An 8,054-nucleotide genomic window follows, 5' to 3' on the forward strand; every position below is an offset into this window, starting at 1 on the left:
AGCGCGGCATTGTCGGCGATCAGGCGTTCCTGCAATTCGAGGCCGCTCATGCCCGACATCCGCACGTCGAGGATCAGGCAGGCGATCTGGCCGGCCTGCTGCGCCGGCTGATAGGCATCGAGGAACTGCTCGGCGCTCGAGAAGCATTGCACGCGATAGCCGTTCGCCTCCAGCAGCCAGCGCAGCGAGTCCCGTACGGCCTCGTCGTCGTCGACGACAAAGACGGTTTCCTGAGTGGTGGTGACAGGGCTATTCATAGTTCTCCCGTAACGGTATGTGATGCCGATGCCTCGCGCCCCCCTTGGCCGAGATCAGCGGGTTCCCCAATGGGCAGGCTGCAGTGGAACGTCGCGCCGGAAATGCGGCCATCCGGCTCGACGTTGTTGACCACCCACAGACGCCCCCGATGCGATTCGATGATCGAACGGCAGATGTTCAGCCCCATGCCCATGCCGTCGGACTTGGTGCTGTAAAACGGTTCGAACAGGCGCTCGGCGGTCGCTTCGTCGACGCCCGGGCCCTGGTCGATCACACGGATGTCGACGAAGCCCGCATCGATGTCGGCGACCACGCGGATCACGCCGTCCGCCGACGCCGGCTTCACGTCGGCCATCGCCTCGGCTGCGTTCTTCATCAGGTTCATCAGCACCTGTTCGATCAGCACGGGGTCGACATAAATAATAGGCATTCTTGCGAGGATTTCCGTGACGATCCGGATCCTGCGCTTTCTGGCCTCGATTTCGGCCAGCCCGACCGCATCGGCGACGATGTCCGCGACCCGCGCCGGCTGGCGCTTCGGCTCGCTGCGCTTCACGAATTCGCGAATCCGCTTCACGATCATCCCGGCCCGCAGCGCCTGCTGCGCGGTCTTTTCCAGCGCGGGCTGCAGCGTCTCGGGCGTGCCGCGGCCGCTCTTCACGAGCGCGAGCGTGCCCGAGCAGTAGTTGTTGATCGCGGCGAGCGGCTGATTCAATTCGTGAGCAATCGACGACGCCATTTCGCCCATCGTCATCAATCGGCTCGTGAACTGCAGTTTCTCTTCCTGCTGGTGCGCGAGCTCCTGCGCCTTCTTGCGGGTCGTGATGTCGGTCGCGATCTGCATCTGCGCGAGGTGGCCGTCCACCCACTGGATGTACTGGCGGCGCACCTCGAACCACTTCTGGATGCTCTCGACGTACACCTCCTGCGCATCGGCGGTGCTGCTCGTCAGCGCGGCGGCCGGCAGGCCCGCGAACGCGTCGACCATGTCGATCGAGTCGGACGATGCCTGCGCGCGATCGAAGCCACCGCCCGACAGCTCCAGATGGCCATCCGGGCGGATGCCGAACAGGTGGCGGTAGTAGCGGTTCGCGAACAGCAGCTCGGCTTCGTCGGCGGCCAGCACCGACACCGCGGCGTCGAGGCTTTCGAGCACCGTCGTGAAGCGTTCGTGCGCGGCCGCGAGCTCTTCGCGCGCGCGCTTCGGCTCGGTGATGTCGGTCATCGACGACATCCAGCCGGTCTGGCGGCCCGAACTGTCGATCAGCGGCGACACGTACAGGCGCGCGTGGAACAGCGTGCCGTTCTTGCGCCGCACGCGCAGCTCGAAGCCCGAGCTCGGCGCCTTGCCGCGCAGCGTCATGTCGAGCTGGCGCTGCATTTCCGGGTACGCGTCGCGCGGCCAGTACGGGAACGGCGCGACCTTGCCGACGAGATCGGTTTCGTCCCAGCCCGTCATCCGGCAGAACGCGGGGTTCACGTGCGTGATGCGGCCGTGCATGTCGAGCACGCGCATGCCGATCAGCACCGAGTTTTCCATCGCACGGCGGAAGAACGCTTCCGCGTACAGCGCCTGCTGCGCCTCGAAGCGCTGGCGCGTGTGCTTCCACAGGCTCCAGAGGCTCCACAGCACGAAGCACGACAGGCCGGCGACGAGCCACACGAGCGTGTTGTTGGTCAGGTTGGTGAGCTGCGGGAACGCGTACACGCGCACCGTCAGCCCCTGGCCGGGCGGGTCGAGCGGAAGATCGTAGTGCGAGTCGCGCGGCAGGCGCGGGCGTGTCGACGTGGACGACAGTTCGCGGTTGTTCGAATCGGTGATGGAGATCTTGTACTTCGACGACAGTTCCTGCGGGATGTCGTGCTTCAGGATGCCCTCGACCGAGAACACCGCGGCGATCGAGCCGAGGTATTCGCGGTCGCCGCGCATCACGGGCGTCTGCAACGTGATGAAGCCGTTGCCGAAGTCGTCGTAGATCAGCGGAGAATAGGCCTGGCGGCGCGTGCTGCGCGCCTCGTCGTACGCGCCGCGCACGGCGTCCTGCATCTGCGCGTCGCCGGGCTTCGCGAGGCGCTGGCCGAGCAGCGGCGGATGCACGGTCGGCCAGCGCTGCACGCCGGGCGCCGTGTACCAGTTCAGGTAGAGGATTTCCGGATGCGTCTGCATCACGTCCGCGACGGCCATCTGGAATGCGTTCTGGTCGAGGCGGCCGGACGCGAGGTCGCGCGACAGCGCCTGCAACTGTTCCTGCGCGCCCGTCATCGACAGGCGGATCTGCTGCTGGGCCCACGCGACGTTGCGGAACAGGGTGTCTTCCTGCTGCTGCTGTTCGCGCCGGTTGAGGCTCCACAGGATGAGGCTCATCACCACGAGGAACACCAGGATCGACAGCAGCGGCGTCAGCAAATAGGAGTTGGACCACCACGGTCCGTGGTGCCAACGGGACGGCTGCGACTCCGCCGGCGGGCCCGGCGGTCGCGCCGAGCGTGCGAAAAGCCGATCGGTCAACATGGCAGGATTGTAGCGCAGCGCAATACATGGAAAACCGATACCGGATATGTTGAACGGAAACGGTTTTGTTCGGACGAGACGGGCCGCGGAGCCCCGAAATATGGGTGCAGCGCAGCAATATTCCGCATTACGAGAAAAGATCTCACAATTCGAAAATTTTGTTGCGCAGGCCCGTCCACGCTCATTACAATCCGTCGGAGCTTGCCCGCAGCCGGCCGCGTCGCGTCGTCTGCACGAGAGCGATCCTCACATTCCAGGACCCAGGAGACGAGAATGTCCGCTGTACCGAACGAAGTGATGAAATATGTCGCCGCCGAACGTGACGACGACCCGCAAGAAACCGTCGAGTGGCTGGAGTCGCTCGATGGCGTGATCTCCTCCGTGGGCACCGGCCGTGCGCATTACCTGATCGAAAAGCAGATCGAATTCGCCCGCATGCACGGCGAACACCTGCCGTTCTCCGCCAATACCCCGTACATCAACACGATTCCGGTCGAAGCCCAGGCAAAGATTCCGGGCGACCAGGACATCGAGCACCGCATCCGTTCGTACACGCGCTGGAACGCGCTGGCGATGGTGCTGCGCGCAGGCAAGGACACGAACGTCGGCGGCCACATCGCGTCGTTCGCATCGGCCGCGACGCTCTACGACGTCGGCTACAACCACTTCTGGCACGCAGCGTCCGACCAGCACGGCGGCGATCTCGTGTTCGTGCAGGGCCACTCGTCGCCGGGCGTGTACTCGCGCGCGTTCCTGCTCGGCCGCCTGAAGGAAGAGCAGCTCGACAACTTCCGCCAGGAAGTCGACGGCAAGGGCATCTCGTCGTATCCGCACCCGTGGCTGATGCCGGACTTCTGGCAGTTCCCGACCGTGTCGATGGGCCTCGGCCCGATCATGGCGATCTACCAGGCCCGCTTCATGAAGTATCTGGAATCGCGCGGCATCGCGAAGACGGAAGGCCGCAAGGTGTGGGCGTTCCTCGGCGACGGCGAGACGGACGAGCCGGAATCGCTCGGCGCGATCGGCATGGCGAGCCGCGAGAAGCTCGACAACCTCGTGTTCGTGATCAACTGCAACCTGCAGCGTCTCGACGGTCCGGTGCGCGGCAACGGCAAGATCATCCAGGAACTCGAATCGGAATTCCGCGGCGCCGGCTGGAACGTGATCAAGGTCATCTGGGGCAGCCGCTGGGATGCGCTGTTCGCGCGCGACAAGTCGGGCGCGCTGATGCGCCGCATGATGGAGTGCGTCGACGGCGAATACCAGACGTACAAGTCGGAGTCGGGCGCGTACGTTCGCGAGCACTTCTTCAACACGCCTGAACTGAAGGCGCTCGTCGCCGACTGGTCGGACGACGACATCTGGGCGCTGAACCGCGGCGGTCACGATCCGCACAAGATCTACGCGGCGTTCCATGAAGCCACGAACACGAAGGGCGCGCCGACCGTCATCCTCGCGAAGACCATCAAGGGCTACGGGATGGGCGAGTCGGGCCAGGCGATGAACATCACGCACCAGCAGAAGAAGCTGCCGGTCGAGCAACTGAAGAAGTTCCGTGACCAGTTCCGCCTGCCGATCACCGACGAGCAGATCGCCGACGTGCCGTACCTGAAATTCGAGGAAGGCTCGAAGGAACTCGAATACATGCGCCAGAAGCGCATGGACCTCGGCGGCTACCTGCCGCACCGCCGCGAGAAGGCGACGTCGCTGCCGGTGCCGGCGCTCGACGCGTTCGAGCCGCTCCTGAAGGGCACGGGCGAAGGCCGCGAGATCTCGACGACGATGGCGTTCGTGCGGATCCTGAACATCCTGCTGAAGGACAAGGCGCTCGGCAAGCGCGTCGTGCCGATCGTCCCGGACGAATCGCGTACGTTCGGCATGGAAGGCCTGTTCCGCCAGATCGGTATCTGGAACCAGGAAGGCCAGAAGTACGTGCCGGAAGATTCCGACCAGCTGATGTTCTACAAGGAATCGCAGACCGGCCAGATCCTGCAGGAAGGCATCAACGAAGCGGGCGGCATGTGCGACTGGATCGCGGCGGCGACGTCGTATTCGACGCACGGCGAGATCATGGTGCCGTTCTACATCTTCTACTCGATGTTCGGCTTCCAGCGGATCGGCGACCTCGCCTGGGCCGCGGGCGACATGCGTTCGCGCGGCTTCCTGCTGGGCGGCACCGCGGGCCGTACGACGCTGAACGGCGAAGGCCTGCAGCACGAAGACGGTCACTCGCTGCTGTGGGCGGCATCGGTGCCGAACTGCGTGAGCTACGACCCGACGTTCGGCTACGAACTCGCGGTGATCATCCAGGACGGCCTGCGCCGCATGGTGCAGGACCAGGAAGACGTGTACTACTACATCACGGTGATGAACGAGAACTACGAGCACCCGGCGATTCCGCAGGGCGAGCACGTGGCGGCCGACATCATCAAGGGCATGTACGCGTTCAAGAAGGCCGACGCCGACAAGAAGGCGCCGCGCGTCCAGTTGCTCGGCGCGGGCACGATCTTCAACGAAGTGATCGCTGCCGCCGACCTGCTGAAGAACGACTGGGGCGTCGCCGCCGACCTGTGGAGCGTGCCGAGCTTCACCGAACTCGCGCGCGAAGGCCACGAAATCGAGCGCTGGAACCTGCTCCATCCGACGGAGGAGCGTCGCCTGTCGCACGTGCAGAAGTGCCTGAAGGACACGCAGGGCCCGGTCATCGCATCGACCGACTACGTCCGTGCGCTGGTAGACCAGATCCGTGGCCAGATCGATCGCCGCTTCGTCGTGCTGGGCACCGACGGCTTCGGTCGTTCGGACACCCGCGAGAAGCTGCGTCACTTCTTCGAGGTCGACCGTCACTGGGTCACCGTCGCCGCGCTCAACGCGCTGGCCGACGAAGGCACGATCGAGCGCAAGGTGGTCGCTGACGCGATCGCCAAGTACAACCTCGATCCGTCCAAGCCCAACCCGATGACCGTTTAACGCACACGCCGTGTGATGCCGCGCGCCGCTCCCGCGAGGAGCGCGCGCGGCCATGGAGACAGAAACAGATGAGTCAAGCGATCGAAGTGAAGGTGCCGGATATCGGCGATTACAAGGACGTGCCGGTCATCGAGATCGGCGTGAAGGTGGGCGATACGGTCGAGCCCGAGCAGTCGCTCGTCACGCTCGAGTCGGACAAGGCGACGATGGACGTGCCGAGCCCGGTCGGCGGCGTCGTGAAGGAAATCAAGGTCAAGGTTGGCGATTCCGTGTCGGAAGGCACGCTGATCGTGCTGCTCGAAGCCGCCGGCGCGCCGGCTGCCGCACCGCAGGCCAGCGCACCGGCTCCGGCCGCTGCCGCACCGGCGCCTGCTGCTGCACCGGCACCCGCGCCCGCGAAGGCTGCGCCGGCGCCGGCTGCTGCCGCCCCGGCCGCCGCGCCGTCGGGCGAATACCGCGCCAGCCACGCATCGCCGTCGGTCCGCAAGTTCGCACGCGAACTCGGCGTCGACGTCGCGCGTGTGCAGGGTTCCGGTCCGAAGGGCCGCATTACGAAGGAAGACGTCACGGGCTTCGTGAAGGGCGTGATGACCGGCCAGCGCGCGGCACCCGCCGCGGCAGCCGCACCGGCAGGCGGCGGCGAGCTGAACCTGCTGCCGTGGCCGAAGGTCGATTTCTCGAAGTTCGGCCCGTTCGAGGCGAAGCCGCTGTCGCGCATCAAGAAGATCTCGGGCGCGAACCTGCATCGCAACTGGGTGATGATCCCGCACGTCACGAACAACGACGAAGCGGACATCACCGAGCTCGAAGCGCTGCGCGTCCAACTGAACAAGGAGCACGAAAAGGCGGGCGTGAAGTTCACGATGCTCGCGTTCGTGATCAAGGCAGTCGTCGCCGCGCTGAAGAAATTCCCGACCTTCAACGCGAGCCTCGACGGCGACAACCTCGTGTTCAAGCAGTACTTCCACATCGGTTTCGCGGCCGATACGCCGAACGGCCTCGTCGTGCCGGTGATCCGCGATGCGGACAAGAAGGGCCTCGTCGACATCGCGAAGGAAATGAGCGACCTGTCGAAGGCCGCGCGCGAAGGCAAGCTGAAGCCGGACCAGATGCAAGGCGGCTGCTTCTCGATCTCGTCGCTCGGCGGGATCGGCGGGACGAACTTCACGCCGATCATCAATGCACCGGAAGTGGCGATCCTCGGGTTGTCGCGCGGCCAGATGAAGCCGGTGTGGGACGGCAAGCAGTTCGTGCCGCGGCTCATGCTGCCGCTGTCGCTGTCGTATGACCATCGCGTCATCGATGGCGCGGAAGCCGCGCGGTTCAATGCGTATCTCGGAGCGTTGCTCGGGGATTTCCGTCGCATCATTCTTTGATGAGATGAGGGGCTCGCGGGGGCGTGGGTTGGTTTTTGGTTCTCCACGCCCTTGTCGTTGAACCTGTTTTGCCAACGGTCTGCCAGCGTCGCCCCTGCGCGGGGCGGCGGTCACTTTTCTTTGTCTTCCAAAGAAAAGTAACCAAAAGAAAGGCGCGTCCTTGGGCGGACGGCAAAGGTGGTTCCGCCCAACGTCGCGTTCTCTTGTCAGGCCGCATGTAGGCAGGTTCCGTCTTTTCGCCAGTCCCTCCCTCTCTCTCTGCAGCTAATCAAGAAGGGGACAGTCATGAGTCTCATCGAAGTCAAGGTTCCGGATATCGGCGATTTCAGCGGCGTCGATGTCATCGAAGTCAACGTCAAACCCGGCGACGTGATCGAAAAAGAGCAAACGCTCATCACGCTCGAATCCGACAAAGCCTCCATGGAAGTGCCCAGCGACGTCGCCGGCACCGTCAAGGAAGTCAAGGTCAAAGCCGGCGAGAAAGTCTCGCAAGGCACCGTCATCGCCATCGTCGAAGCCTCGGCAGGCGCAGCCGCGCCCGCACCCGCGAAAGCACCCGAGGCGCCGAAGCCCGCAGCCGCCGCACCGGCTCCGGCCACCGCCGCGCCGGCGCCTGCGCCGCAAGCCGGCAGCTACAGCGGCGCCGCCGACATCGAGTGCGACATGCTCGTGCTCGGCGCCGGCCCCGGTGGCTACTCGGCCGCGTTCCGCGCCGCCGACCTCGGCATGAAGACCGTACTCGTCGAACGCTATTCGACGCTCGGCGGCGTCTGCCTGAACGTCGGTTGCATCCCGTCGAAGGCGCTGCTGCATACGTCGCTCGTCGTCGAGGAAGCCGCGGCGCTCGCGTCGCACGGCATCACGTTCGGCAAGCCGCAGGTCGATCTCGACAAGCTGCGCGACTTCAAGGGCGGCGTCGTCAAGAAACTGACGACGGG

General features: G+C 64.9%; 3 protein-coding genes and 2 pseudogenes. 3 read left to right on the forward strand and 2 right to left on the reverse strand.

From position 1 onward, the window contains the following. Window positions 1-257, reverse strand: a pseudogene (gene fixJ / locus JMF90_RS13960) (oxygen response regulator transcription factor FixJ); the annotation flags it as partial. After that, complete coding sequence (gene fixL, locus JMF90_RS13965) at window positions 254-2,770, reverse strand: oxygen sensor histidine kinase FixL (protein ID WP_006478377.1); 2,517 nt, start codon at window positions 2,768-2,770, stop codon at window positions 254-256. The pseudogene fixJ and the gene fixL, both read right to left, overlap by 4 nt. A 273-nt stretch (window positions 2,771-3,043) precedes the next feature. Between fixL and aceE the strand changes: the two genes are divergently transcribed. The 3 genes and pseudogenes from aceE to JMF90_RS13980 all read left to right on the forward strand — a co-directional run. Continuing rightward, window positions 3,044-5,740: a pyruvate dehydrogenase (acetyl-transferring), homodimeric type gene (gene aceE / locus JMF90_RS13970; protein ID WP_012328827.1), complete on the forward strand. Its 2,697-nt coding sequence runs from the start codon at window positions 3,044-3,046 to the stop codon at window positions 5,738-5,740. A 47-nt stretch (window positions 5,741-5,787) separates the two neighbouring features. Continuing rightward, window positions 5,788-7,116 (forward strand): annotated as a pseudogene (gene aceF / locus JMF90_RS13975) (dihydrolipoyllysine-residue acetyltransferase); the annotation flags it as partial. Between the two features lie 285 nt (window positions 7,117-7,401). Beyond that, window positions 7,402-8,054, forward strand: a 653-nt coding sequence (locus JMF90_RS13980; RefSeq protein ID WP_201325171.1) for a biotin/lipoyl-containing protein, incomplete at its 3' end; no start/stop codon positions are given.

This window comes from Burkholderia sp. E168m23 (genome assembly GCF_016586125.1).
Lineage (GTDB): Bacteria > Pseudomonadota > Gammaproteobacteria > Burkholderiales > Burkholderiaceae > Burkholderia > Burkholderia orbicola.

Bases quoted from the DNA above. Each gene is read 5' to 3' on its own strand.
- aceE (WP_012328827.1), top strand. From the start codon at position 3,044: ATGTCCGCTGTACCGAACGAAGTGATGAAATATGTCGCCGCCGAACGT.
- fixL (WP_006478377.1), bottom strand. From the start codon at position 2,770: ATGTTGACCGATCGGCTTTTCGCACGCTCGGCGCGACCGCCGGGCCCG.